General features: G+C 66.7%; 24 protein-coding genes. 10 read left to right on the top strand and 14 right to left on the bottom strand.

The genetic code is table 11. The features are described 5' to 3' along the window. Positions 1 to 296: 296 nt before the first annotated feature. Positions 297 to 1112 carry an IclR family transcriptional regulator gene (locus tag QF036_RS22675; protein WP_307105410.1) on the bottom strand — a complete coding sequence of 272 codons (816 nt, stop codon included), beginning with the start codon at positions 1110 to 1112 and terminating at the stop codon, positions 297 to 299. 164 nt (positions 1113 to 1276) lie between these two features. Beyond that, the gene (locus tag QF036_RS22670; protein ID WP_307105409.1) at positions 1277 to 1849 is read right to left on the bottom strand and encodes a GNAT family N-acetyltransferase; all 573 of its coding nucleotides are present in this window, start codon (positions 1847 to 1849) and stop codon (positions 1277 to 1279) included. A gap of 143 nt (positions 1850 to 1992) precedes the next feature. On the opposite strand from QF036_RS22670, the gene QF036_RS22665 reads away from it, so the two are divergent. Further along, a complete protein-coding gene (locus QF036_RS22665) occupies positions 1993 to 2220 on the top strand; it encodes a hypothetical protein (protein ID WP_307105408.1) in 228 nt (75 codons plus the stop codon). On the opposite strand, the gene QF036_RS22660 is transcribed toward QF036_RS22665, so the two are convergent. Together QF036_RS22660 and QF036_RS22655 are read right to left on the bottom strand one after the other, a co-directional pair. Next, entirely contained in the window at positions 2213 to 3382 is a 1170-nt protein-coding gene (locus QF036_RS22660) for a N(5)-(carboxyethyl)ornithine synthase (RefSeq protein ID WP_307105407.1), read from the bottom strand. The genes QF036_RS22665 and QF036_RS22660 overlap by 8 nt on opposite strands. Further along, entirely contained in the window at positions 3379 to 3525 is a 147-nt protein-coding gene (locus QF036_RS22655) for a hypothetical protein (protein ID WP_175305048.1), read from the bottom strand. Before QF036_RS22655 ends, QF036_RS22660 begins: the two co-directional genes overlap by 4 nt. Positions 3526 to 3697: 172 nt before the next feature. Here QF036_RS22655 and hxlA point away from each other — a divergent pair, with 172 nt between their 5' ends. Further along, complete coding sequence (gene hxlA / locus QF036_RS22650) at positions 3698 to 4321, top strand: 3-hexulose-6-phosphate synthase (RefSeq protein ID WP_307105406.1); 624 nt, start codon at positions 3698 to 3700, stop codon at positions 4319 to 4321. Positions 4322 to 4441: 120 nt separating this feature from the next. Here hxlA and QF036_RS22645 read toward each other — a convergent pair whose 3' ends face one another. The 3 genes from QF036_RS22645 to QF036_RS22635 all read right to left on the bottom strand — a co-directional run bounded on the left by QF036_RS22645 (position 4442) and on the right by QF036_RS22635 (position 6027). Next, positions 4442 to 4807 (bottom strand): hypothetical protein, encoded by a 366-nt coding sequence (locus tag QF036_RS22645; protein WP_307105405.1) that lies wholly within the window; start codon positions 4805 to 4807, stop codon positions 4442 to 4444. A 213-nt stretch (positions 4808 to 5020) separates the two neighbouring features. After that, positions 5021 to 5734 carry an EAL domain-containing protein gene (locus QF036_RS22640; protein ID WP_307105404.1) on the bottom strand — a complete coding sequence of 238 codons (714 nt, stop codon included), beginning with the start codon at positions 5732 to 5734 and terminating at the stop codon, positions 5021 to 5023. Next, on the bottom strand, positions 5725 to 6027 hold the full coding sequence (locus tag QF036_RS22635; RefSeq protein ID WP_307105403.1) for a hypothetical protein: 303 nt from the start codon (positions 6025 to 6027) through the stop codon (positions 5725 to 5727). Before QF036_RS22635 ends, QF036_RS22640 begins: the two co-directional genes overlap by 10 nt. A 275-nt stretch (positions 6028 to 6302) precedes the next feature. Between QF036_RS22635 and QF036_RS22630 the strand changes: the two genes are divergently transcribed. After that, on the top strand, positions 6303 to 6842 hold the full coding sequence (locus tag QF036_RS22630; protein ID WP_307105402.1) for a hypothetical protein: 540 nt from the start codon (positions 6303 to 6305) through the stop codon (positions 6840 to 6842). A 330-nt stretch (positions 6843 to 7172) separates the two neighbouring features. Here the strand turns inward: QF036_RS22630 and QF036_RS22625 are convergent, their stop codons facing one another. After that, positions 7173 to 7646: a hypothetical protein gene (locus QF036_RS22625; protein WP_307105401.1), complete on the bottom strand. Its 474-nt coding sequence runs from the start codon at positions 7644 to 7646 to the stop codon at positions 7173 to 7175. 163 nt (positions 7647 to 7809) lie between these two features. Further along, on the bottom strand, positions 7810 to 8481 hold the full coding sequence (locus QF036_RS22620) for a GntR family transcriptional regulator (protein ID WP_307105400.1): 672 nt from the start codon (positions 8479 to 8481) through the stop codon (positions 7810 to 7812). 157 nt (positions 8482 to 8638) lie between these two features. Here QF036_RS22620 and glyA point away from each other — a divergent pair, with 157 nt between their 5' ends. The 7 genes from glyA to purU are packed head-to-tail and all read left to right on the top strand — an operon-like array spanning position 8639 to position 17455. Beyond that, the gene (gene glyA, locus QF036_RS22615; RefSeq protein ID WP_307105399.1) at positions 8639 to 9994 is read left to right on the top strand and encodes a serine hydroxymethyltransferase; all 1356 of its coding nucleotides are present in this window, start codon (positions 8639 to 8641) and stop codon (positions 9992 to 9994) included. Beyond that, complete coding sequence (locus tag QF036_RS22610; RefSeq protein WP_307105398.1) at positions 9991 to 11211, top strand: sarcosine oxidase subunit beta family protein; 1221 nt, start codon at positions 9991 to 9993, stop codon at positions 11209 to 11211. The genes glyA and QF036_RS22610 overlap by 4 nt, the downstream gene beginning before the upstream one ends. A 30-nt stretch (positions 11212 to 11241) precedes the next feature. Beyond that, positions 11242 to 11613 carry a sarcosine oxidase subunit delta gene (locus QF036_RS22605; protein ID WP_306926244.1) on the top strand — a complete coding sequence of 124 codons (372 nt, stop codon included), beginning with the start codon at positions 11242 to 11244 and terminating at the stop codon, positions 11611 to 11613. Beyond that, the gene (locus QF036_RS22600) at positions 11610 to 14552 is read left to right on the top strand and encodes a sarcosine oxidase subunit alpha family protein (RefSeq protein WP_307105397.1); all 2943 of its coding nucleotides are present in this window, start codon (positions 11610 to 11612) and stop codon (positions 14550 to 14552) included. The genes QF036_RS22605 and QF036_RS22600 overlap by 4 nt, the downstream gene beginning before the upstream one ends. Continuing rightward, entirely contained in the window at positions 14545 to 15180 is a 636-nt protein-coding gene (locus tag QF036_RS22595; RefSeq protein ID WP_307105396.1) for a sarcosine oxidase subunit gamma, read from the top strand. Before QF036_RS22600 ends, QF036_RS22595 begins: the two co-directional genes overlap by 8 nt. Next, positions 15180 to 16553, top strand: coding sequence for an L-serine ammonia-lyase (locus QF036_RS22590; protein ID WP_307105395.1), 1374 nt, complete (start codon positions 15180 to 15182; stop codon positions 16551 to 16553). The genes QF036_RS22595 and QF036_RS22590 overlap by 1 nt, the downstream gene beginning before the upstream one ends. 2 nt (positions 16554 to 16555) lie before the next feature. Beyond that, positions 16556 to 17455, top strand: a complete 900-nt coding sequence (purU, locus tag QF036_RS22585) for a formyltetrahydrofolate deformylase (RefSeq protein WP_307105394.1) — start codon at positions 16556 to 16558, stop codon at positions 17453 to 17455. A gap of 126 nt (positions 17456 to 17581) precedes the next feature. Here the strand turns inward: purU and bcp are convergent, their stop codons facing one another. The 5 genes from bcp to gcl form a co-directional block, all read right to left on the bottom strand. Continuing rightward, positions 17582 to 18061, bottom strand: a complete 480-nt coding sequence (gene bcp, locus QF036_RS22580; RefSeq protein WP_003806269.1) for a thioredoxin-dependent thiol peroxidase — start codon at positions 18059 to 18061, stop codon at positions 17582 to 17584. 75 nt (positions 18062 to 18136) lie between these two features. Next, the gene (locus QF036_RS22575) at positions 18137 to 18949 is read right to left on the bottom strand and encodes a winged helix-turn-helix domain-containing protein (protein WP_307105393.1); all 813 of its coding nucleotides are present in this window, start codon (positions 18947 to 18949) and stop codon (positions 18137 to 18139) included. A gap of 10 nt (positions 18950 to 18959) precedes the next feature. Further along, positions 18960 to 20303 (bottom strand): allantoinase AllB, encoded by a 1344-nt coding sequence (gene allB / locus QF036_RS22570; RefSeq protein WP_306926227.1) that lies wholly within the window; start codon positions 20301 to 20303, stop codon positions 18960 to 18962. Continuing rightward, the gene (locus QF036_RS22565) at positions 20296 to 21519 is read right to left on the bottom strand and encodes a glycerate kinase (protein WP_307105392.1); all 1224 of its coding nucleotides are present in this window, start codon (positions 21517 to 21519) and stop codon (positions 20296 to 20298) included. The genes allB and QF036_RS22565 overlap by 8 nt, the downstream gene beginning before the upstream one ends. Before the next feature lie 53 nt (positions 21520 to 21572). Beyond that, a complete protein-coding gene (gene gcl / locus QF036_RS22560) occupies positions 21573 to 23351 on the bottom strand; it encodes a glyoxylate carboligase (RefSeq protein ID WP_307105391.1) in 1779 nt (592 codons plus the stop codon). Positions 23352 to 23437 lie beyond the last annotated feature (86 nt).

The following is a 23437-nucleotide window of genomic DNA, read 5'->3' as shown; positions in this document are numbered from 1 at the left end:
GATCCTGACTTCGTGAATGCGGACCGACGGTTTCGTCGGAAGCTTTGGTTAGCTCAATCGTTCCGCAGTAATCAACACACTTCGCCTTCAGCAACAGAGTGCGCCAGCTCACACGCGATGTCAAGGACTTTTTTAAGGTGCCGTCACTTCTTGACAAGGGGGTGTCTGATGCCCTAGCTGTTGCTTATCGTGATTACTGTTGCGCATTAGGCAATTAAGAAAAGAAGTGGCTTATACCGACGCCAGCGAATTCCAGAGCCGCTGATTAAGCGGTCCGGCTCCATCGGCGGTCCGGGTCAACGGCGGGTGTAGCCCATGTTGGCGCTGATCTGCAGGCCGGCCTGGCCGAGGCCCTCCACGAGGCCCGGTACCTTTTCCGGGTCGAAGCGGAAGGCCGGGCCGGAGATGCTGACCGCGCCAATCACCGTTCCCAGATGGTTGTAGACCGGCACTGCCATGGAGTTCAGCCCGATTTCGAACTCTTCGAGGACCACTGCATAGCCGTCGTGGGCTACATCGATCAGCTGCTTTTCGAGTTTGTCGCGCCTGGTGATGGTCTTCGGTGTCCGGGCCGGCAGACCTGTCTCCTTCAGGATGCGCTCACGCTCATCTGCGGCCAGCGCTGCCAGCAGAACCTTCCCGCTGGACGTCGCGTGCAAGGGAGTCAGGCTTCCAACCCAATCGTAGGTGGCCAGTGTTGATGGCCCCATGGCCTGGTCCACGTTGACTGCGTAATTGGAGCGGAGAACGGCGAGGTTGACGGTTTCCTTGAATTCCTCGGCGAGGTTTTCGAGTACCGGGCGGGCCTCGCGGACCAGGCTCAACCGGCCGGGAATGGAACTGGCCAGGCGCAGGATGCCAAAGCCGAGCTGATACTTGCCCCGTTCGCTGTTCTGGTGGACCATCTCCCTGCCCACGAGGGAACCGAGCAGCCTGGACACGGTGGACTTGTGGATGCCCATTTCCTCGGCGATTTCGCTCACGCCTGCATGGCCGTCGCGGGCCAGGATCTCCAGGACAGCGAGCGCCCTGTCGACGGATTGGACGCCACCCTGCTGGCCGCCCTCGCCCTCGGCGTCGGCATCGGATTCAAGGACATTGTTCGAAGCCATGATCCATACTCTCAAGTAGTTTTCGGCAGCGTGCTTTCCCGGGAGACCGCGCGGGCCGGCCTGGCAGCCGATCCACAGTGTTGATCCTATGCCGGGAAGTGTGACGGAGCCGACATTGCGTTAAGCGCGTTAACGCCCTCGGAAGTTATTGGGGACGGGGGCAATCAGCGCAGGTCAAGGCGCATGAGTACCCGCGGGAAGCCGTTGAGGACTGAGTCGGTGCCGGCGGCCTTGGTGAAGCCTGCCTCCTCGAAGAGCTTGCGGGTGCCCACATAGGCCATGGTGAGGTCCACCTTCTTGCCCTGATTGTCCACCGGATAACCCTCGATGGCAGGAGCGCCGTAGGAGCGCGCAAAGTCGATGGCGCCCTGCAGCAGCCGATGCGAGATTCCCTTTCCCCGGTACCCCGGGCGGACCCGGATGCACCATACCGACCAGACGTCCAGATCGTCCACGTGGGGGATGCGGCGGTTGCGGGCGAAGCTGGTATCGGCGCGCGGATGGACACCTGCCCACCCAACTGCCTCCCCGCCGTCGTACGCCAGCACCCCGGGTGGCGGATCCTGCGTAAGCAGTTCCTGGACCAGTTCCCCGCGGGCGGTACCCCGCAGCTCTACATTCTGCTTGGAGGGGATGCGGTAGCTCAGGCACCAGCACACCGTTGCGTCAGGCCGCTTGGGCCCCACTACCGCTTTCACGTCCTCAAACAGCGTCGCCGGACGGACTTCGATCGCCATGCCGCCACCCTGCCACCGGTCGGGGCTGCCGACAAGATCAAGCACCAATACGCCAGCTTCAGCTTTCCTGATGACTCTTGCTATCGTGCTCGATACGTTTTGCAGTCCCGCCCGGGACGCGGCAGGGTCAGAGAAAGTTGGGAATGGAGATGTTTGGACGCGCACACGTACGCATCGAGGGCCACGGCCTGGACCGGCCGGGCAAGGGCTCTCGCGTCGCCTGGATCGTCGCCGGGGCCCTGGCCGCCGCTGTCACCCTGGCGGTGGTCGTGTGGGAGGTTCTTGACCGGACTGAAGATTCTGATGCAGAGCACACCGGAGAAGAGTCTGCAGAGCCGGCTCCGCCCCGGAAATGGTGGTCCGTTAGCTGACCACCGTTGCGGGCGCGGCGTGGGGGTAGCCCGGATCGCGTCCCTGGAATTCCAGCACGTCCGGGTTGAGGACGGCGCCCTCGCGGATCTCGATTGCCCTGCTGATGGTCTCGCTGTTATCCCAGGCCACAGGTCCTGACATGACTGGCTCGAGGAAAGGCAGGAGGGCTTCGCTGATTTCCCAGCTGGAGGAGTCCCACAAGTAGGACGGGCTGTGATCCACTGCGTAATAGTTGATGTGCTCACCCACGGTGAACATCGGCTTTGCGAAGGTAGTGGTCCTGGCCCAGCTGAAGCCCATGCCTTCGTCGCAGGACACATCCACGATCAGGCTTCCCGGCCGGAACGCGGCCAAATCCTCCGTCCGAAGGTAGGTCAGGGGATTGTTCGGGTCCTGAAGGGTGCAGTTGACTACAATGTCACTCTCGGCCAGGAACGGGGCCAGGGGAACCCGGCCGCGTTCGGTGATGACCTGGCTAAGGAACGGCGCCTTGTCGTCGTGATCAAACTGGGTGATCCGCACTGAATGGATCGGGGCGCCTACCGCAGCAACGCCCCTGTTCGTCAGTACCTGCACGTCATGGATGCCGTGTGCGTTCAACGCCGTGACAGCGCCGCGGGCGGTGGCACCGAAACCGATGACGACGGCGCGGAGGCGGCGGCCGTAATCCCCGGTGGACCCGCTCAGCGCCAAAGCATGTATGACCGAGCAGTAGCCGGCCAACTCGTTGTTCTTGTGAAAGACATGAAGGCCGAAGCCGCCGTCGGATGCCCAGTGGTTCATGGCCTCGAAGGCGATCAGCGTCAGCTTCTTGTCGATGGCCATCTGCGTGATGGCCCTGTCCTGGACACAGTGCGGCCAGCCCCAGAGAACCTGTTCGTCCCGCAGCTCGGCAAGGTCCTGCGGCTGGGGCTTGGGTAACAGAACAACGTCCGCCTGCGCCACAATCTCCTGACGGTTGGCCAGCCGTCCTACCAGCTGGGCCAGCTGGGCGTCGGAAAAGCCGAAACGTTCCCCGTAGCCGCGCTCAAAGACCATGTGCTGGCGCAGCTCCGGCGGGATGCGTTCAAGGTGGAGCGGGTGCAGAGGAACACGTTGTTCATCAGGTTTGCGTGATGAGGAGAGCACCCCAAGGGTGAGGTAGTTCGGTGAAACGGTCACTTCTTCTTTGCCGGCACGGGCTTGGCGCTGGTCTTGTCAAGTGAGCTGGCGGGTGCCGCGGCGGCCCGCTTGTCAGCACGCTTTTCCTTGATGGATTTGGTGGATTTCTTGGATGCTGCTTGACGGGGGGACTTGTCAGCCATGATCGCTCCTGTAGTGGAACCAAAGAGGTTCCTGACTCCTGACCCTACACCCTGCCGTGAGCCCCCTATCCCTTTGGGTGGGAAAGACTGCCCGAACATGCTGTAGTGCCCATCTGCCAGGCGATCGAAGATGGAAGGGCGATCCAAACCCACCCAAGTAAGGAAAAAACACATGAAGCTCCAGGTTGCCATCGACCTTCTGACCACCGAAGCCGCTCTCGAACTGGCCGGCAAGGTTGCCGAGTACGTCGACATCATCGAACTGGGCACGCCGCTGATCAAGGCCGAAGGCCTTTCCGTCATCACCGCCGTGAAGGATGCCCACCCGGACAAGATCGTTTTCGCTGACCTGAAGACGATGGACGCCGGTGAGCTCGAAGCCGACATCGCCTTCAAGGCCGGCGCTGACCTGGTCACCGTGCTCGGTGCCGCTGACGATTCCACCATCGCCGGTGCGGTCAAGGCAGCCCAGGCCCACACCAAGGGCGTCGTCGTGGACCTCATCGGCATCGAGGACAAGGTCACCCGGGCCAAGGAAGTCCGCGCGCTGGGTGCGAAGTTCGTAGAGATGCACGCCGGCCTGGACGAGCAGGCCAAGCCCGGTTTCGACCTGAACGGTCTGCTCCGCGCCGGTGCCGAAGCCCGCGTTCCGTTCTCCGTGGCAGGGGGCGTGAAGCTCGCCACCATCGCAGACGTGCAGAAGGCCGGCGCCGATGTCGCCGTCGCCGGCGGTGCCATCTACGGTGCAGCCGACCCCGCCGTGGCCGCGAAGGAACTCCGCGCAGCCATCGTCTAGGCCCTTCCTGGTCAAGGCCGACGGCGGCACCCGCCGCCGGGGGCGGTCCTCACCGACAGGTGGGGGCCGCCATCGGCGTTTGGAAGGCGTTCGGAAGCGGTTGTTGCGGAAGTGGGGCGGCTAGGAACACGATTCCCCGTCTGAATCGAGCCCGGGCAGGGACTTGAGGACCACCTCCAGGCCCGTACCCTGCGGAGATTCAGTAGCCGCCTGGCTGCGGGGCACTGCGTCAGCGGATGCCTCCACCCCGACATCTGCTGTCCGGATCTGCGCCGCTGTCTCCTGCGCAGACCTGTTCTGGTTGCGGTGCGTGGTCCTGTGTTTCCCGTGATGGTCCGGGGAAGTAGCCGATATCCGGATCACGGCGTCACCGGAAATCAGCTGTTGTTTCGCCTGCCCCTGTGCGGCGAGTGTTCCACCACCGGCCGTCCCCAGGAGGATGGCGATACCCGCCACGACGGTGGCATTACGCGTACGTGTTTTCATTGTGGCCCCTTCCGGACCGGGCGGCCTGAATCTCCAGCGCCGGCGTAGTGGAGACGCCGGCACCGTGGAGAAGAGGCCCTTTCTCGAAAGTTACGCCCGTCCGGCCGGGACACAAAGCCCGCGGGTCAGATTAAGAGGGAACTCACAGTTTGGTTCCAGGCACAGAACTGGTGCGATCCTCCCGCCGCCAGTAAAAACCGAGTACGCACTGTTTTATCCGCGGTCCTCCACTGGGTCAGCGTCGCCGGTCCAGGCTGCCCAGTCCCGCGGGTCCACGGAGGGCCTGCCGAGCAGGTAGCCCTGGCCTCTGGCGATTCCCAATTCGACGACGGCGGCGAGTTCCTCCCGGCTTTCGATTCCTTCCGCGGACAGCGTCGCGCCGGTCTGTTCGGCAAGTGCGAATACGAAGGGGGATGCGGCCGGCCGGTCTCCTGAAGCGACGGCGCCGGCGAGGAAGTCGCGGTCGACTTTGATGATGTCGGGAAGCAGATGGAGGATTTGCTTCGCTGAGGTGGCGGCCGGACCGGAACCGTCCACGGCCAGGCGCACGCCGTGTTGGCGCAGGGGGCTCAGAGCCGCGGCGAGGGCTGCCAGTTCCCGGTCCGCTATGTCGCCCATGATTTCGATGACCATCCTTTCCGGGTCGACGGTCCCTCCCAGCATCAGCGCCTGAACGCGGGGGTCAGCGCACGCGGTGGGGCTGAGATTGAACGACGCAAAAAGGTGAGGCGGAATCTCTCCTGCTGCGGCAAGAGCGAGATGCAGGGCTGAGATTTCCAGGTCCGGTCCCAGTCCCATGGCAGCTGCTCCCCGGAACCAGACGTCTGCGCTAGTCCCTTCATGGCTGACGAACCGTGCCAGCGCCTCAACCCCGATCACCTCGCCTCCAGGCAGTTGCCTGATCGGCTGGAAGGCCGTCAGTAACATCCTCTTTCCCGCTGCGGCCGGGGCGCGGGCCCGGAAGAATCTTCTGACGAATCCTCATCTGAGGAGTCGGGAACGTTCCTGGTGCTGATCAGATGGTGCAGCAGTGCCTGTTCGGGGTCGTCCATGTGAGTCCCCAGCAGGTCGAGGAGTTGCTCCCTGGCCCAGGCCTTCTGCGGATCGGAGTCTGCCAGCACATCGCTGATGATCTCCAGCACCTGGCGCCGAAGCGTTTCTCCGTCCACGTTGCGGAACAGTTCCGGTGTATGTTCACCGTCCGGAGGCGACTCGTCCATGGCCTTCACACTACTCCTCGGTAGCTGATGCCGCGATCGAGGGGCGCCGGGGCAGCGTCCGTCCGTGGGGGCCCGGCTTCTGCAGGCCGGATCAGGTGGTCGAAGTATGCGCGAATTTCAGTGGTTGAAAAAGTTCCGTAAGGCAGCCGGGTTCACAGCCTCCTGACAGTTTCTGAACAGCGGTGCCCTAAGCTGCTGCCGGATCTTTGAGTGAGGGGCTAGGACAGATGCCCTTCCGTTCAAAGCCGTATCGCACGGCCGATCAAGGAGACACCATGTCACGAACCAAGAGAATCACCCTCGGAATCACTGCTGGCGCCCTGGCGCTGGGCGCTGGCCTGGGGGTTACGGGAATGGCCTCAGCCGCCACCACCCCGAGCCCCAGTGCGTCGTCGAGCGCATCCACGGACAGCAGCGCGTCGTCTGACGGTTTCCGTGGCCACAAGGGCGGCCGTGGCCAGATCGCGGCAGACCTGGCCACCAAGCTGGGCGTTGACGAAGCGAAGGTGACCGAGGCAATCCAGGCGTTCCGCGAGGCCAACAAGCCCACCACGGCGCCGACCGAGGGCACCAAGCCCGACCGCACAGCCCAGGATGCGGCGATGGCGAAGGCTCTGGCGACGGCACTCGGTGTCGAAGAATCGAAGGTCACCGCAGCCCTGACGGAAATCCGCACCGCTGCCCAGACGGAGCACGCCGCCGCTCTGAAGACCAAGCTGGACACGGCGGTCAAGGACGGCACCCTGACCGAGGCCGAAGCCGACGCCGTCACGAAGGCCGTCGAGAAAGGCGTGATCGGAGGCGGCGGCCACTAGGAACCAGTCCATCAGGCTGCCGGCACCGTCAGCCCTGAATTCACCAAAAAAGGAATCCCCCGGGACGGTCCCGGGGGATTCCTCGTTCCCCCGCAAACGCTTCCTCACATCCCGTCGCTTCACATGCGGCGCTTCCTCACATCCTGTCGCTTCACCTGCGACGCGTCCTCACATCCCGTCGCTTCACCTGCGACGCGTCCTCACATCCCGTCGCCTCACCTGCGACGCGTCCTCACATCCCGTCGCTTCACCTGCGACGCGTCCTCAGATCCTGCCATACCAAACCCAGCGCGTGGTCCAGCAGACCCAACCGAGTCCCGCTCCGGGCGCCTAGCCCCGGCCCAGGTTCACGGTCCAGCTGCCGCTGGCATTGACAGAGGAGCACTGGAATTCCGTGGGCGCGGGTTTGCCGGCCGTCGGGTCAGTGTATGAGCCGGTGGTCTCGAAGGTGCCGTTCTTCGCCTTGGCGGTGGACTTGGTTCCGGGCTGGACCTCAGCGGTGGGGTACTTCTCCGTCACGCGCATTTCGCACACCGTGTTGGCCTCGTCCAGGAGCTCCGCGGCCGCCGGTTTCGCTGCTTCCCTGGTGGGGGAAGAGGGAGCCGGCGACGCGGAGCCCGGCGCGGCGCTGGAGGCGGCCGCAGATGAAGGGGAAGGGGGCGCGGTGGCGGCCTGCTGGTCCGGCCGGGGTACCTGCGCAGAAACGGCGGTGGCCACACCCACCAGGACCACCACCACAGCAGCAAGGAGGATAAGAAGCAGACGACGCCGGGACGCGGCTGGAGGGGTCGGTGAAACGGACACGGCGTGCCTCTTTCGAAACGCTGGTCAGGCCTGGAAGTGGCAGGTACCTGGCCCTGCGGTCACCCTCATTGGCGGCGGACGTTTCTGGCAGAATAGCCGCCGCCGTGACCGTCAACAAGGGCGCCGACCGCCAACAAGGCATACAGCAATCCGATGCCGTGGTTTAGAGCACCTTGCGGATGGTTTCCTCGAAGCTCGTGACGTGGTGCAGTGCGAGCTCGCCCGCCTTGTCCGCGTCACCCTCGGCCACGGCCTTGAGCAGGTCCACATGCTCGCTGATGTGGCCGCTCACCGAGGGGACCTTGTCCAGGACCAGGCACCAGATGCGCGTGGCGAGGTTGTCGTAGCGGATCAGGGTGTCCTCGAGGTGCGGGTTGGCTGCGGCACGGTAGATCAGGCGGTGCACCATGAGGTCGTAGCGCATGAGCTCCCGCGACTGGGCGGGGGTGGGCGCCAGCTCCGAGATGGCCTTGGCAACCTCCAGCAGTTCCTCGCGCATGGCGGTGTTGGCCCGCTTGGCAGCCCGGCGCGCCGCGAGCGGCTCAAGCAGCTCCCGGATCTCCGAGACGTCGGCCAGTTCCGTGAAGTCCACGGTGGTGGCGAATGTTCCCCGGCGGGGGTAGGACACCACCAGATGGTCCACCTCCAGCCGCTTGATGGCCTCACGCACGGGCGTGCGCCCGAAGCCCAGTTCAGTTGCCAGCTGGCCGTCATTGATGGGCTCGCCCGGACGGATGTCCAGCATGATCAGCTTGTCGCGGAGCTGCCGGTAGGCGGCCTCGGCCCGGGACAGCGCTTCGTCCTCGGCGGGTGGCATGGCGGGAAGAGCATTCACAGCGAGGCTCCGTTCCTTGCTTATGGTCATTGGCTTCAGGCGGAAGCGAAGTGCCATTTTGCTTACTGCTATTGACTATGTTGTGAGCTCAATCATACCATTGACATCACACTGATATATCAGTCATAAGCAAAGTGGTATTTCATAAGGAGCATTCGTGGTTGAGCAGTTGAACGACCGACTTTCCGCAGTCGATCCCGAGATCCAGCAGGCCGTCGCACGCGAGCTGGACCGCCAGCAGTCCACGCTGGAAATGATCGCCTCGGAGAACTTCGCTCCTGCGGCCGTCATGGAGGCGCAGGGCTCGGTCCTCACGAACAAGTACGCCGAGGGCTACCCGGGCAAGCGCTACTACGGCGGCTGCGAGCACGTCGACGTCGTCGAGCAGCTGGCCATCGACCGCGTGAAGGCACTCTTCGGCGCCGAGTTCGCCAACGTCCAGCCGCACTCCGGCGCGCAGGCCAACGCCGCCGCTATGTTCGCGCTGCTGAACCCGGGCGACACCATCATGGGCCTGGACCTGGCCCACGGCGGCCACCTCACCCACGGCATGCGCATCAACTTCTCCGGCAAGCTCTACAACGTGGTCCCGTACCACGTCCGCGAATCCGACTTCCGCGTGGACATGGCCGAGGTCGAGGCCCTGGCCCTGGAGCACAAGCCGAAGCTCATCGTGGCCGGCTGGTCCGCCTACTCCCGCCAGCTCGACTTCGCCGAGTTCCGCCGGATCGCCGACCTCGTCGGTGCCTACCTGATGGTGGACATGGCCCACTTCGCCGGCCTCGTCGCCGCGGGCCTGCACCCGAACCCGGTGCCCTACGCCGACGTCGTCACCACCACCACGCACAAGACCCTGGGCGGTCCCCGCGGCGGCGTCATCCTCGCCAAGGAGCAGTACGCCAAGAAGATCAACAGCGCAGTCTTCCCCGGCCAGCAGGGCGGCCCGCTGGAGCACGTCATCGCCGCCAAGGCCGTGGCTTTCAAGCTGGCAGCAACCGAGGGCTTCAAGGAACGCCAGGAGCGCGTCCTGGAGGGCGCCAAGCTGCTGGCCGAGCGCTTCCTGCAGCCTGACGTCGAAGCCGCCGGCATCACCGTGGTCAACGGCGGCACGGACGTCCACCTTGTCCTCGTTGACCTGCGGAACTCCGAGCTGGACGGCCAGCAGGCCGAGGACACGCTGCACCGGATCGGCATCACCGTCAACCGCAACGCCGTCCCCTTCGACCCCCGCCCGCCGATGGTTTCCTCCGGCCTCCGGATCGGTACCCCCGCCCTGGCCACTCGCGGCTTCGGCGCCACCGAGTTCACCGAGGTAGCGGACATCATCGCCACGGCGCTGATCGCCTCTGCCAGTACTGGCGCAGACGGCACCGGAACGCTCGACGACGGCACCGCCGTCGAACTCCGCGCCCGCGTCACTGCACTGGCCGAGCAGTTCCCCCTGTACCCCCAGCTCGGCGGCGCACCCGAGATTGCCGCGTTTGAAAATGACATGATTGGAGCAGCCCAGTGAGCACCCACCAGCTCCCGGAGCACCCGGACTTCCTGTGGCACAACCCCGAGCCCAAGTCCTCCTATGACGCCGTGATCGTCGGCGGCGGCGGACACGGCCTGGCCACCGCGTACTTCCTGGCCAAGAACCACGGCATGACCAACATCGCCGTGCTGGAAAAGGGCTGGCTGGCCGGCGGCAACATGGCCCGTAACACCACCATCATCCGTTCCAACTACCTCTGGGACGAGAGCGCCGCCATCTACGAGCACGCCCTGAAGCTGTGGGAGATCCTGCCCGAGGAGCTGGAGTACGACTTCCTCTTCAGCCAGCGCGGCGTGATGAACCTGGCCCACACCCTGGGCGACGTGCGCGAGAGCATCCGCCGCGTGGGCGCCAACAAGCTCAACGGCGTGGACGCGGAATGGCTCGACCCGCAGCAGGTCAAGGAACTCTGCCCCATCCTGAACATCCGCGACGACATCCGCTACCCGGTCATGGGCGCCACCTACCAGCCGCGCGCCGGTATCGCCAAGCACGACCACGTCGCCTGGGCCTTCGCCCGCAAGTGTGACGAGTTGGGCGTGGACATCATCCAGAACTGCGAAGTCACCGGCTTCGTCAAGGACGGCAACCGCGTGGTGGGCGTCAAGACCAACCGCGGCACCATCAACACCGAGAAGGTGGGCCTCTGCGCCGCCGGCCACAGCTCGGTCCTGGCGGAAATGGCCGGCTTCCGGCTCCCCATCCAGTCCCACCCGCTGCAGGCCCTGGTCTCCGAGCTGCACGAGCCCGTGCACCCCACCGTCGTCATGTCCAACCACGTCCACGTGTACGTCTCCCAGGCACACAAGGGCGAGCTGGTCATGGGTGCCGGCGTCGACTCCTACAATGGCTACGGCCAGCGCGGCTCCTTCCACGTGATCGAGCACCAGATGGCGGCCGCCGTCGAACTGTTCCCGATCTTTGCCCGGGCACACGTGCTCCGGACCTGGGGCGGCATCGTTGACACCACCCTGGATGCCTCACCGATCGTGGGCACCACCCCGGTGGACAACATGTTCGTCAACTGCGGCTGGGGAACCGGCGGCTTCAAGGGCACGCCGGCTGCCGGCCTGACCTTCGCGCACACCATCGCCACCGGAGCGCCGCACAAGCTCAACAGGCCGTTTGCCCTGGAACGCTTTGAAACCGGTGCCCTGATCGACGAACACGGCGCTGCCGCGGTCGCCCACTAGCCACGGTCCACAAGAAAGAAGAAGACGCACATGCTGCTTATCTCCTGCCCCAACTGCGGCCCGCGGGACGAAACCGAGTTCCACTACGGCGGCCAGGCCCACGTGCCCTACCCCGAGAACCCCAACGACCTCACCGACCGGGAATGGGCCGAGTACCTGTTCTACCGCGAGAACACCAAGGGCACCTTCGCCGAACGGTGGGTGCACAGCACCGGCTGCCGGCAATGGTTCAACATGCTCCGCGACACGGTCACGTACGACATCCAGGCTGTGTACCAGATGGGGGTGCCGCGGCCCGCCGCGCCCGTCCCACCCGCAGCTGACACCGGCACCGCAAGCACCGGCGCCGCCAGCACCACCCCCCTCAGCCCCAGCACCGCCCCGGAAGGAGCGACCAAGTGACCTCCCAGAACGCGCGCCTCAGCACCGGCGGCCGCATCGACCGCAGCATCTCCTGGCGGTTCACCGTGGACGGCGAGGAATTCACCGGACACCCGGGCGACACCCTGGCCTCCGCGCTGCTGGCCAACGGCCGCATCGCCGCCGGCAACTCGCTGTACGAGGACCGTGCCCGCGGCATCCTGGCCGCCGGCGTGGAAGAGCCCAACGCCCTGGTCCGGATCGAAGCCCGGTTCCCCGGTGACGTTGCCGAGTCCATGCTCCCCGCCACCACCGTTTCGCTGGTGGACGGCCTGAAGGCCGGCTTCCTGAACGGCCTGGGCAAGCTGGACCCCGCGGATGACCGGGCTGAGTACGACAAGAAGTACGTCCACACCGACATCCTGGTGATCGGCGGCGGCCCCGCCGGCCTGGCCGCGGCCCGCGAAGCAGTCCGCACCGGCGCCCGCGTCATCCTGATGGACGACCAGCCCGAACTCGGCGGGTCGCTGCTGTCCGGTTCCACGGCCGCCGAACTGGCGGAAACCATCGAGGGCAAGCCCGCCCTGGAATGGGTTGCCGACGTCGAGGCTGAACTCGTCTCCGGCGCCGAAAGCACCGTGCTGAACCGCACCACCGCCTTCGGCGCCTACGACGCCAACTACGTCATCGCCGTGCAGAACCGCACCGACCACCTCTCCAGCCCGGCAGCCGCCGGCGTCTCCCGGCAGCGCATTTGGCACATCCGCGCCAACCAGGTTGTCCTGGCCCCGGGCGCCCACGAGCGTCCGCTGGTGTTCGAGAACAACGACCGCCCGGGCATCATGCTCGCCTCGGCTGTCCGCAGCTACCTGAACCGCTACGGCGTGGCCGCCGGGTCCCGCGTGGTCATCAACACCACCAACGACAGCGCCTACGCCCTGGCCGCGGACCTGCGCGCCGCCGGCGTCAAGGTCGCGGCCGTCGTCGACGCCCGTCCGGCCCTCACGCCGGTGGCTGCCGCCGCCGTCGAAGCCGGCACCCGGGTGCTCATCGGCAGCGCGGTTGCCAACACGGCCGCCGGCTCGGACGGCCGCCTGAACAGCGTCACCGTCCGCAGCATCAACGACGACGGCGAACTCACCTCGGGCATCGAAGAGATCGCCGCCGACCTGCTGGCAGTGTCCGGCGGCTGGAGCCCCCTGGTGCACCTGCACTCGCAGCGCCAGGGCAAGCTGCGCTGGGACGAGGACCTCGCGGCCTTCGTGCCGGCCACCGTGGTTCCGAACCAGCAGACCATCGGTTCCGGCCGCGGCAGCTTCGAACTCGCGGACTGCCTGGCCGAGGGCATCTCGGCCGGAGCTGCGGCCGCGATCGCCGCCGGCTTTGAGACCGCCGTCGAGCCCTCCGCCCTGGCGGAGCCCAAGGCGTCCGCCCCGACCCGCCAGCTGTGGCTGGTCCCCGGCCAGACCGGAACCCCCGACGACTGGCACCACCACTTCGTCGACTTCCAGCGTGACCAGTCCGTGGCCGACGTCCTGCGCTCCACCGGCGCCGGCATGCGGTCCGTGGAACACGTCAAGCGCTACACCTCCATCAGCACCGCCAACGACCAGGGCAAGACGTCCGGCGTCAACGCGATCGGCGTCATTGCCGCTGCACTGCGCACCGCCGGCGAGGCGTCCCGGGGCATCGGCGACATCGGCACCACCACCTACCGTGCGCCGTTCACCCCCGTGGCCTTCGCGGCGCTGGCCGGCCGCCAGCGCGGCGAGCTGTTCGATCCCGCCCGCGTCACCTCGATCCACCCGTGGCACGTTGCCCAGGGCGCACTGTTCGAGGACGTCGGGCAGTGGAAGCGTCCGTGGTACTACCCGCAGAACGGGGAGGACATGGACGAGGCTGTGCTCCGCGAGTGCGCCGCCGTCCGCGACTCCGTGGGCTTCATGGACGCCACCACCCTCGGCAAGATCGAAATCCGCGGCAAGGACGCCGGTGAGTTCCTGAACCGGATCTACACCAACGCGTTCAAGAAGCTGGCCCCGGGTTCCGCCCGATACGGCGTCATGTGCCTCTCGGACGGCATGATCTTCGACGACGGCGTGACCCTGCGCCTGGACGAGGAAACCTACTTCATGACCACCACCACCGGCGGCGCCGCCAAGGTGCTGGACTGGCTGGAGGAATGGCTGCAGACCGAATGGCCGGAACTCGACGTGCACTGCACCTCGGTGACCGAACAGTGGAGCACGATCGCCGTCGTCGGACCCAAGTCCCGCGACGTCATCGCCAAGGTTGCCCCGGAACTCGCCGCCAACGGCGGCCTCGACGCCGAGGCGTTCCCGTTCATGACCTTCCGCGAAACCACCCTCGCGTCCGGCGTGCAGGCCCGCATCTGCCGGATCTCGTTCTCCGGTGAACTGGCCTACGAAATCAACGTGCCGTCCTGGTACGGGCTGAACACCTGGGAATCCGTTGCCGCGGCAGGTGCCGAGTTCAACATCACCCCCTACGGCACCGAGACCATGCACGTGCTGCGTGCCGAGAAGGGCTACCCGATCGTCGGGCAGGACACCGACGGCACGGTCACCCCGCAGGATGCCGGCATGGAATGGATCGTCTCCAAGGCCAAGGACTTCATCGGCAAGCGCTCCTACTCCCGGGCGGACCAGCAGCGCGACGACCGCAAGCACCTGGTCAGCGTCCTGCCGGTGGACGGTTCGCTGAGGCTTCCGGAAGGAACCCAGCTGGTGGAAAAGGGCATCAGCACCAGCCCCGCCTACGGCCCCGTCCCGATGCAGGGCTTCGTGACCTCCAGCTACCACAGCGCTGCGCTGGGCCGTTCGTTCGGCCTGGCCCTGATCAAGAACGGCCGCAACCGGATCGGCGAGACCCTGGTGGCCGCCGCCGGCAACCAGCTCGTCGACGTAGTCGTGGCAGAAACCGTACTTTTTGACCCCGAAGGGACCCGCAAAGATGGCTAACACCGCAGCCTTCACAGGCATCAATGGACTCCGGGAAATCCGCCGCAGCCCAGCCTCACACCTGGCCGAAGCATTCGACACCGGGTCCGTGCAGGGAACAGTCACCCTGAAAGAGGGCCCGTTCCAGACCATGGTCGGCGTCCGGGTGGACCGCAGCACCGAGGCCGGCGCCCGGATTGCCTCCGTCACCGGCGGCCTGCCGGAGCGCTGCGGCGAGGTCCGCGGCACGGAACGCGTCAGCGTCCTGTGGCTCGGTCCGCAGGAGTTCCTGGTGGTGGCCCCGGAAGACGCCCACGACTCCCTGGGCGGGGACCTGATCGGCTCCCTCAAGTCCGCCCTGGGCGACGCCGCCGGGCAGGTGGTGGACCTGTCCGCCAACCGCACCACGTTCGAGCTGTCCGGCCCGCGGGCCCGTGCAGTGCTGGAGAAGGGCTGCGCCCTGGACCTGCACCCGCGGACCCTCAAGCCAGGCACGGCCCTGAACACCGAGGTCGGCAACATCCCGGTGGTCCTGTTCAAGTCCGGGGAGGAAAGCTTCCGGCTGTTCCCCCGCGCCTCGTTCGCGGATTACCTGGGCCGCTGGCTCCTGGACGCCATGAGGGAGTTCGCTTCCCCCGAGGTGCCCTGATGGCGCTAAGCGCCCTGGACCTGTTTTCCGTTGGCATCGGGCCGTCGTCGTCACACACGGTCGGCCCGATGCGGGCGGCAAAGCAGTTCGCCGACGGGCTCAAGGGCGGTGGACTGCTGAGTGCCACCACCCGGGTCCAGGCAGAGCTCTTCGGGTCCCTGGGTGCCACCGGCCGGGGCCATGGCTCCGACAAGGCCGTGGTGCTGGGCCTGCAGGGCCTGGAGCCGGAGACGGTGGACACCTCCACCGCCGACGACCAGGTGGCAGCCGCCGCCCTCGACGCCGAACTCAGGATCGGCGGCGACCACCGGGTGGACTTCAACTGGGACGAGGACGTGGTGCTGCACCGGCGCAAGTCGCTGCCGGCCCACCCCAACGGCATGACCTTCCGCGCCCTGGACCACGCGGGCACGGTGCTGAGCGAACGGAGCTTCTACTCCATCGGCGGCGGGTTCGTCGTGGACGGGGATGCCGACGCCGGCGCCAAGGTGATTGCGGACGAAACCCCGCTGCCGTACCCCTTCACCACGGCCAACGAGCTCCTGGAGATCTGCAGCCGCGAAAACATGTCCATCTCGGACGTCATGCTCGCCAACGAACTGGTGTGGCGCAGCGAGGCGGAACTCCGCGAGGAACTTCTGAAGCTGTGGGCCGTCATGCGCGAATGCGTGGACAACGGCTGCGCCGCGGAAGGCATCCTTCCCGGCGGGCTGAAGGTAAGGCGGCGGGCGCCGTCGCTCTTCAAGACCCTGACGGCGGACACCGGCGTCACAGATCCGCTCCGGGCGATGGAGTGGGTGAACCTCTACGCGCTGGCCGTCAACGAGGAGAACGCGGCCGGCGGCCGCATCGTCACCGCCCCCACCAACGGGGCAGCCGGCATCGTGCCGGCGGTCCTGCACTACTACATGAAGTTTGTTCCGGGAGCGGACGACGACGGTGTGGTGCGCTTCCTGCTGGCGGCGGCCGCCGTCGGGATTCTGTTCAAGATCAACGCCTCCATCTCCGGCGCGGAGGTGGGCTGCCAGGGCGAGGTCGGCTCGGCCTGCTCCATGGCCGCGGCCGGACTCTGCGAGGTGCTGGGCGGCACGCCCGAACAGGTGGAGAACGCCGCCGAGGTGGGGATCGAACACAACCTCGGGCTGACGTGCGACCCCGTGGGCGGCCTGGTGCAGATCCCGTGCATCGAGCGGAACGCGATCGCCAGCGTCAAGGCGATCAACGCCGCGCGGCTGGCCCTGCACGGGGACGGCAGCCACAAGGTGTCGCTGGACAAGGCCATCAAGACCATGCGCGACACCGGGGCCGACATGAAAACCAAGTACAAGGAAACCTCTCGAGGAGGCCTCGCTGTGAATGTAATTGAGTGCTGAACATGACTGCTATCCAGACTGAGGACCGCGCCTCCGGGCAGGCAAGCAGCGGCGTCGAGCACGTCCTGACCCTGGACTGCCCCGAAGGCCCGGGCATCGTGCACGCCGTCTCCGGCTTCCTGCTGGAATACGGCTGCGACATCATCGACAACAAGCAGTTCGGCGACCGGTCCGAAGGCCACTTCTTCATGCGGGTGCACTTCGCGTCCGACGGGAACGAATCCACGCTGGAGCAGCTGCGTGCCGGCTTCACGCCGGTTGCCGAGAAGTACAACATGAAGTGGCGGCTGGAACGGAACGGGTCCCGCCGCAAGGTCCTGATCATGGTCTCGAAGTTCGGCCACTGCCTCAACGACCTGCTCTTCCGGGCCCGCGTGGGGGAACTGCCCATCGAGGTTGTGGGCGTGGTTTCAAACCACACCGACCACCAGGCCCTCGTGGACTGGCACGGCATCCCGTTCTTCCACGTCCCCGTCACCGCGGCCACCAAGCCGCAGGCGGAGGCACGGCTGCTGGAAATCGTGGACGAGCTCGACGTCGAGCTGGTGGTGCTGGCCCGGTACATGCAGGTTCTCAGCGACGACCTGACGCGGAAGCTGGATGGCCGCGCGATCAACATCCACCACTCGTTCCTGCCCTCGTTCAAGGGTGCCAAGCCGTACCACCAGGCCTACGCCCGCGGCGTGAAGACGGTTGGTGCGACGGCGCACTACGTGAACGCGGAACTCGACGAGGGCCCGATCATCGCGCAGCAGGTGGTCGAGGTGGACCACACCTTCGGTCCCGAGGACCTGGTTGCCGCCGGTCGGGACACCGAGTGCAAGGCGCTCAGCAACGCCGTCCGCTGGCACTGCGAAGGCCGCATTATCCTGAACGGCAACCGGACCGTGGTCCTGAAGTAGGGACGCTTCCTCAGGTCCTGCCGCTTAACCCGAAACGCTCCTGCAGTTCCTGCAGGAGCGTTTGGGGTTAAGCGACCAGAGGTGAGGACGCGTTTGGGGTGAAGCGACGAAAGGTGAGGGAGCGTGTCAGACGCCGAGCTGTTCGCGGAGCGCCTGGACGTGGCCCTGCGCCTTGACCTGGTACTGGGCCAGCGTGACCTTGCCTTCGGGATCCAGGACAACGGTGGAGCGGACGATGCCCTCCTGCACCTCGCCGTCGACGAGCTTCTCGCCCCAGGCGCCGTAGGCCAGGGCCACCGCGTGGTCCTCGTCAGCCAGCAGCGGGAAGGTGAGCCCGAAGTCGCCCGTGAAGTTGGCCAGCTTCTCCGGCGCATCGGGGGAGATGCCCAGCACTGCGTAGCCCGAACCCTGGAAAGAGGCCAGGTTGTCGCGGAAGTCGCAGGCCTCGGTGGTGCAGCCGGGAGTTGCGGCCTCGGGGTAGAAGTACACGATGACGTTCTTGCCGCGGTAGTCGGCCAGCGCGGTCTGCTTGCCTTCGGCGTCCTGCAGGGTGAAGTCCGGCGCCTGGGTTCCGGGCTGGAGCTTGGTGGTCAGTTTGGGGCTCATGGCATTCCTTCTGATGGATCTGGGTCGAGCGAAAAATCTGGTCAAGCACAATGACTGATATGGATAACAGCAGCCCTAGATACTGTATTCCGCCGGTCCGCGCACGGTGGCTGCGGGTCCGCAGATGAAGCGGTAGCCGCCGCCGCGGACCGTAGCGATCGCGTGCCGGCCGCCGAGCAGCTTCCGCCGCACCCGCCCCACGTAGACGTCGATGGAACGGGTCGCGGCGCCGGGGCTGTCGAACGACTCCAGGAACAGCCGCAGCTCCTCCCGGTCAACGGTCCGCGAGCAGTGCTCCACAAGGTAGCGCAGCAGCTTGAATTCGACGCCGGTCAGCGGCACCCGCTCGCCGTCCAGCAGCACCTCGGACCGGGCAAGGTCCACGGCCACCCGGCTGACGTGCCCGGCCGACGGCGGGAGGTGGGTAGCGCCGTCGTCGTCCGTTTCCCGGGACTCCGATTCCCCTGGTTCCTGTTGCGCAGAGTCCGGTTGCGGGGAATGTTGCGGGGAATCCTCCAGGGAGGACGACGGCGGCACGGGAGTTCCGCCGTCGGGCGCACCGTTGGGTTCCCCCTCCCCTGGGGGCGTGCCCGGGTGCGTCCCGGCGGCGGAAGTTGCAGCTCCGGCGGCGGGCCAGTGGACTTCCGCCTCCGGAGCAAATTGAAGGGCCCGCGCCAGCACCAGCTCGGCGGCCCGGGCCAGGACCTCCGGATCGATGTCCTGGCCTTCGGGGGGAGCTACCCAGACCGCCAGGCCGTGGGCTTTCGCAGTCCCCGGGGCGATGGCAGGTATGTGGGCGTTGGCAGGTCTGTGGTCGTTGGCAGCACCGGGGGCCTTGGCGCCCCGGGGGGCCGAAGTGCCGCGCGGTGAATGGGCATGCACAGCCACCGCGCGGTCCTCAGATGCCGCCGCGGCGGATCAGCTTGCCGCCGGGGGTTTGGCCGTCCACCACGCTGCCGCGCAGGTACGTGCGGCGGACGACGCCGGAGAGTGCCTTGCCGTCGTACGGGGTGATGGGGTTCTTGTGCTTGAGCTTGGACACGTCCACCACGAAGGCCTCGTCCTGGGCGAAGACGGAGAAATCGGCGTCGTAGCCCAGGGCAAGCTGGCCCTTGTTGGAGAGACGGGCCAGTGCGGCCGGCTTCTCGGCCATCCACGACACCACCTGTTCCAGCGGGATGCCGCGGTGCCGGGCCTCGGTCCAGATCAGGGACAGGCCCAGCTGCAGCGAGGAGACGCCGCCCCAGGCCACCGCGAAGTCGCCGTTTTCGAGGTCCTTCAGGTCCAGTGTCGAAGGGGAGTGGTCGGAGACGATGCAGTCGATGGTGCCGTCCTGCAGGCCTTGCCAGAGGAGCTCCCGGTTGGAGGCCTCGCGGATGGGCGGGCAGCACTTGTAGGCCGTGGCGCCGTCGGGGATTTCCTCGGCCATGAGCGTGAGGTAGTGCGGGCAGGTCTCCACGGTGAGGTGCACGCCGTCGCGCTTTGCCGAAGCGATCATGGGCAGCGCGTCCGACGACGAAAGGTGCAGGATGTGGGCGCGGGCGCCGGTCCAGCGGGCGCGCTCGATCACCTCGGCGATGGCCTTGTTCTCGGCGCCGCGGGGGCGGGAGGCGAGGAAGGTGGAGTAGTGGGCGCCGCCGGGATGGGGTGCGTGGTCGATGGCGTGCGAGTCCTCGGCGTGGACGATCATGAGCGAGTCGAAGGACTTCAGCTCGCGCATGTCCTCCTCCATCTCGTCTGCTTCCAGGTGCGGGAACTCGTCCACGCCGGAGTGCAGCAGGAAGCACTTGAAGCCGAAGACGCCCTCGTCGTGCAGCGGGCGGAGATCGGCCTTGTTGCCGGGGATGGCGCCGCCCCAGAAGCCGACGTCCACGAAGGCCTGGTCCTCGGCCACCTCGCGCTTGAGCTTCAGGCCCTCCACGTTGGTGGTGGGCGGGATGGAGTTCAGCGGCATGTCGATGATGGTGGTGACGCCGCCGGCGGCTGCCGCACGGGTGGCGGAGGCGAAGCCCTCCCACTCGGTGCGGCCGGGCTCGTTGACGTGGACGTGCGTGTCCACCAGGCCGGGGATCAGGGTTTCGTCGTCGGCCAGTTCGATGACCTCGGCGCCCGCGAGGCCGTTGCCAAGCGGCTCGAGGGCGACGATCTTTCCGCCGCGCACGCCCACTTCACGGGCGGCGATGCCGGCGGTGGTGAGGATGCGCCGGCCCCGGATGACCAGGTCAAAGCGTTCTTCAGACATTCAGGGGCTCCTTCGTGTAAGCACTGTCGGTCAGGTGCACGCCGATGTGCTGACCCAATTCTTCAAGCAGTCGGCCTGCTTCAGCTATACATATCTCTACATTGCTTTCCAGCGCCGTCAGGGGGTAGACCTGCCGGAAACCTGACCGGCTGATCTGCGCGGCGTCCAGCGTGGTGCGGCCGCAGACGGCGAGTACCGGCACGCCGGCCGCAGCGGCAGCGCGGGCTACGCCCATGGGCGTCTTGCCCAGCAGGCTCTGTTCGTCCAGGCTGCCTTCGCCGGTGATCACCAGGTCCGCGCCGGCCAGCCGTTCGGCCAGCCGGGTGAATTCAAGCACGACGTCGATGCCCGGGCGGCGTGATGCCGCCAGTGCCGCGATGGCGGCGTAGCCGACGCCGCCGGCCGCTCCGGCCCCCGGTGCGCTGGCGGCCTTGACCGCGCGCGGCCCGATCTCCGCGGCGAGGACCTGGACGAAGTTGGCGAGGGCGGCATCCAGCTCGCCGACGTCGGCGGCGGTGGCGCCCTTCTGCGGTCCGAAGATGGCCGCCGCGCCTTCCGGTCCGAGCAGCGGGTTGTCCACGTCGCTCGCGAGGATGAAGCGGGATTCCTCCAGCCGGGCGTCGAAGCCGGAGAAGTCGATGGCCGCCAGCTGCGCCAGCGCGGCGCCGCCGAGGGGCAGTTCGTTGCCGGCGGCGTCGAGCAGCCGGGCGCCGAGTCCCTGCAGGACGCCAGCGCCGCCGTCGGTGTTGGCGCTGCCACCGACGCCGAGGATGATCTGCCGGCAGCCGGCGTCGAGCGCCGCGCGGATCAGTTCCCCGGTGCCCAGGCTGCTGGCAGTCCGGGCAGAGTCCGAACCCGGCCGCCCGCCGTCGTGTTTGGACACAGCGGAGGGCGGCAGGACGGCGAGGCCGGACGCCACGGCCATTTCGATCACGGCCTCCCGGCCGCGGACCGCGAACTCCGCCGTCAGCGGCTGACCGGTGGGGCCGCTGACGACGGCGCGGCGGCGGGTGAAGCCGGAACCGACGGCGGCGTCGAGGGTGCCCTCGCCGCCGTCGGCCACGGGAATCCGCAGTACCTCAAGGGTGCCCAGTCCCTCAGGGCCGGGGCCGTCCGCTGTGGCGGAGCCCTTCCGGAGCCCTGTTTCAAGGTGCCGGGCGACGTCCGGGGCGGAGAGTGAGCCCTTGAACTTGTCCGGCGCGATCACGATGCGCATTGCTTGCCTATCTTCGGTACTTTTGGGTGCGGCTGGTTCTGTCCTGCAGGTTGTTAGTCCTGCAGGGCCAGGATGGCGGTGGGGGCGTCGGCGGCGGAGGTTGCCAGTTCCTCGAACTCGTTCACGGCGTTGATCTCGAGGCCCATGGAGATGTTGGTGACCTTTTCCAGGATCACTTCAACCACCACGGGAACCTGGAACTCGCCCATCAGTGCCTTGGCCTTGTCGAACGCGGCCGGCATGTCCTCGGGGCTGGTCACGCGGATGGCCTTGCAGCCCAGGCCTTCAACCACCTTGATGTGGTCAACGCCGTAGCCTTCGGTCTCGGGGGAGTTGATGTTGTCGAAGCCCAGCGACACGTGGTAATCCATGTTGAACCCGCGCTGGGACTGGCGGATCAGGCCCAGGTAGGAATTGTTCACCACCACGTGGATGTACGGCAGGTTGAACTGCGCGCCCACGGCCAGTTCCTCGATCATGAACTGGAAGTCGTAGTCGCCGGACAGCGCCACCACGGTCTCGCCCGGCTTGCCGCGCACGACGCCGAGGGCGGCCGGGGCGGTCCAGCCCAGCGGGCCTGCCTGGCCGGCGTTGATCCACTTGCGGGCGCCGAACACGTGCAGCATCTGCGCGCCGGCGATCTGCGACAGGCCGATGGTGGACACGTAGGTGGTGTCCTTACCGAAGGCCTTGTTCATCTCCTCGTACACGCGCTGCGGCTTGATCGGCACGTTGTCGAAGTGGGTCTTGCGGTGCAGGGTGGCCTTGCGTTCGGCGCACTCGGCAACCCATGCCTTGTAGTCGGGCAGGGTTCCGGCGGCCTGGCGTTCGCGGGCGATCTCCAGCAGGCCGTCCAGGGCGGCGCCGGCGTCGGAGGCGATGCCGAAGTCCGGGGAAAACACGCGGCCGATCTGGGTGGGCTCGATGTCGATGTGCACGAATTTGCGGCCCGCCGTGTAGGTGTCCAGCCCGCCGGTGTGGCGGTTGGCCCAGCGGTTGCCGATGCCGATCACGAAGTCGCTGCGCAGGAAGTTCTCGTTGCCGTAGCGGTGGCTGGTCTGCAGGCCTACCATGCCGGCCATCAGCTCGTGGTCGTCCGGGATGGCGCCCCAGCCCATCAGGGTGGGGATGACGGGAACGTTCAGCAGCTCGGCCAGTTCCACCAGCTGCGCGGAGGCGCCGGCGTTGATGATGCCGCCGCCGGCCACGATCAGCGGGCGCTCTCCGGCCGTCAGCATGTCCAGGGCCTTCTCCAGCTGCTTGCGGGAGGCCTTGGGCTTCTCGACGGGCAGGGGCTCGTAAGTGTCGATGTCGAACTCGATCTCGGCCATCTGCACGTCAATCGGCAGGTCCAGCAGCACGGGGCCGGGGCGGCCGGAGCGCATCAGCTGGAAGGCCTTCTGGAAGGCGCCGGGCACCTGGCCGGGCTCCAGAATGGTCATGGCCATCTTGGTCACGGGCTTGGCAATGGACTCGATGTCCACGGCCTGGAAGTCTTCCTTGTGCAGCTTGGCAACCGGGGCCTGGCCGGTGATGCAGAGCATGGGGATGGAGTCGGCCCATGCCGCGTACAGGCCGGTGATCATGTCGGTGCCGGCGGGGCCTGAGGTGCCGATGCAGATGCCGATGTTGCCGTCGGCTGCGCGGGAGTAGCCGTCGGCCATGTGGCTGGCGCCTTCAACGTGGCGGGCCAGGGTGTGGCGGATGCCGCCGTGGGCCCGCATGGCGGAGTAGAACGGGTTGATCGCCGCGCCTGGCAGGCCGAACGCCTCGGTGGCGCCCTCCTTTTCCAGGATGGCGGTGGCAGCGTCTACGGTGCGCATCTTGGTCATGGTGTGCTCCTAAAAGTCTGTTTTTGGGTGTGCTGAGGGAGCCGCCGTCGTTATGTACGACGGCGGTACTCCGTGTTTTGCTTGTT

It is taken from the genome of Arthrobacter globiformis, from assembly GCF_030817195.1.
In the GTDB taxonomy this organism is placed as follows: domain Bacteria; phylum Actinomycetota; class Actinomycetes; order Actinomycetales; family Micrococcaceae; genus Arthrobacter; species Arthrobacter globiformis_D.
This window is presented reverse-complemented; position numbering and strand designations above follow the sequence as displayed.

Excerpts from the sequence above, each read along its gene's own strand:
- QF036_RS22675 (WP_307105410.1), bottom strand. The coding sequence starts at position 1,112 with ATGGCTTCGAACAATGTCCTTGAATCCGATGCCGACGCCGAGGGCGAG.
- QF036_RS22670 (WP_307105409.1), bottom strand. The coding sequence starts at position 1,849 with ATGGCGATCGAAGTCCGTCCGGCGACGCTGTTTGAGGACGTGAAAGCG.
- QF036_RS22665 (WP_307105408.1), top strand. The coding sequence starts at position 1,993 with ATGGAGATGTTTGGACGCGCACACGTACGCATCGAGGGCCACGGCCTG.
- QF036_RS22655 (WP_175305048.1), bottom strand. The coding sequence starts at position 3,525 with ATGGCTGACAAGTCCCCCCGTCAAGCAGCATCCAAGAAATCCACCAAA.
- hxlA (WP_307105406.1), top strand. The coding sequence starts at position 3,698 with ATGAAGCTCCAGGTTGCCATCGACCTTCTGACCACCGAAGCCGCTCTC.
- QF036_RS22645 (WP_307105405.1), bottom strand. The coding sequence starts at position 4,807 with ATGAAAACACGTACGCGTAATGCCACCGTCGTGGCGGGTATCGCCATC.
- QF036_RS22640 (WP_307105404.1), bottom strand. The coding sequence starts at position 5,734 with ATGTTACTGACGGCCTTCCAGCCGATCAGGCAACTGCCTGGAGGCGAG.
- QF036_RS22635 (WP_307105403.1), bottom strand. The coding sequence starts at position 6,027 with ATGGACGAGTCGCCTCCGGACGGTGAACATACACCGGAACTGTTCCGC.
- QF036_RS22630 (WP_307105402.1), top strand. The coding sequence starts at position 6,303 with ATGTCACGAACCAAGAGAATCACCCTCGGAATCACTGCTGGCGCCCTG.
- QF036_RS22605 (WP_306926244.1), top strand. The coding sequence starts at position 11,242 with ATGCTGCTTATCTCCTGCCCCAACTGCGGCCCGCGGGACGAAACCGAG.
- QF036_RS22595 (WP_307105396.1), top strand. The coding sequence starts at position 14,545 with ATGGCTAACACCGCAGCCTTCACAGGCATCAATGGACTCCGGGAAATC.
- QF036_RS22590 (WP_307105395.1), top strand. The coding sequence starts at position 15,180 with ATGGCGCTAAGCGCCCTGGACCTGTTTTCCGTTGGCATCGGGCCGTCG.
- purU (WP_307105394.1), top strand. The coding sequence starts at position 16,556 with ATGACTGCTATCCAGACTGAGGACCGCGCCTCCGGGCAGGCAAGCAGC.
- bcp (WP_003806269.1), bottom strand. The coding sequence starts at position 18,061 with ATGAGCCCCAAACTGACCACCAAGCTCCAGCCCGGAACCCAGGCGCCG.
- allB (WP_306926227.1), bottom strand. The coding sequence starts at position 20,303 with ATGTCTGAAGAACGCTTTGACCTGGTCATCCGGGGCCGGCGCATCCTC.
- QF036_RS22565 (WP_307105392.1), bottom strand. The coding sequence starts at position 21,519 with ATGCGCATCGTGATCGCGCCGGACAAGTTCAAGGGCTCACTCTCCGCC.
- gcl (WP_307105391.1), bottom strand. The coding sequence starts at position 23,351 with ATGACCAAGATGCGCACCGTAGACGCTGCCACCGCCATCCTGGAAAAG.